General features: G+C 44.0%; 1 protein-coding gene and 2 pseudogenes. 1 reads left to right on the forward strand and 2 read right to left on the reverse strand.

What is annotated here, in order from left to right:
- A pseudogene (locus ACYVTD_RS14965) lies at nucleotides 1-230 on the forward strand (hypothetical protein); the annotation flags it as partial.
- Here the strand turns inward: ACYVTD_RS14965 and ACYVTD_RS14970 are convergent.
- Both ACYVTD_RS14970 and ACYVTD_RS14975 read right to left on the reverse strand, forming a co-directional pair.
- Nucleotides 196-456: pseudogene (locus tag ACYVTD_RS14970) on the reverse strand (hypothetical protein); the annotation flags it as partial. The pseudogenes ACYVTD_RS14965 and ACYVTD_RS14970 overlap by 35 nt on opposite strands.
- A partial coding sequence (locus tag ACYVTD_RS14975) for an aminotransferase class V-fold PLP-dependent enzyme (RefSeq protein ID WP_461248509.1) occupies nucleotides 354-723 on the reverse strand: 370 nt, incomplete at its 5' end. The pseudogene ACYVTD_RS14970 and the gene ACYVTD_RS14975, both read right to left, overlap by 103 nt.

Genomic DNA, 723 nt, shown 5'->3' on the forward strand with positions numbered 1-723 from the left:
GAATAAACCTTTACATTATAAATTTTACCAAAACGCAAATGAGAATTAAAGAACGCGCTCCGTCACCGTGGACTACCGTCCTTTTACGAATGGCGATGATGGAAGCCGCTGAAAAAGCCGCGCGAAAAATAAAATGCAAATGCCTGAAATCCCAATTAAATGGGAAAGTACGTTTTCTACTTCCTGTGTTTTTTCTTCGGGAGCTTTTAGGTAATAGCGTCCGGCTGTGAATTTTAATTTTACGCCGCCTATGCCGGAAAGCAGATGTTTTATATTGTGCTTTAACGCCCCTTCAAAACTTTTGCGGTTGTCGCCTTTCAGAGTCAGTTCCGCAGGTTTTAATAGCCAATTACTTACAGAAATTTTAACACCTCCGTAACCGACCCTAAAAAAAGTTCTATTTCTTCGTCCGTAGTAGAGTAGCCTTGAGAAATCCGTATACCTTCGACTCTCAATTTTTCATCGACATTCATTGCCGAAAGTACAGGGCGGTCGGGGGACGATGATGAGCAAGCCGAACCTGTGGAGACGGCGAAACCCAAATCATCAAGAGAGCGAGCCATAACTTCACCGGGAATGTCCTTAAATGCGGCTTGTAAAATGTAGGGAGAAAATCTGTCGTCTTCAGGGGAGCGGCAGGAGGGAATGATTGTACATCGTTCCATTGCCGCAAGAGAGGTTATCAGTTTTTTCCAACGGGCTTTCGCTCGCTCATATTCAAGT

Source organism: Treponema sp. R6D11, assembly GCF_054786075.1.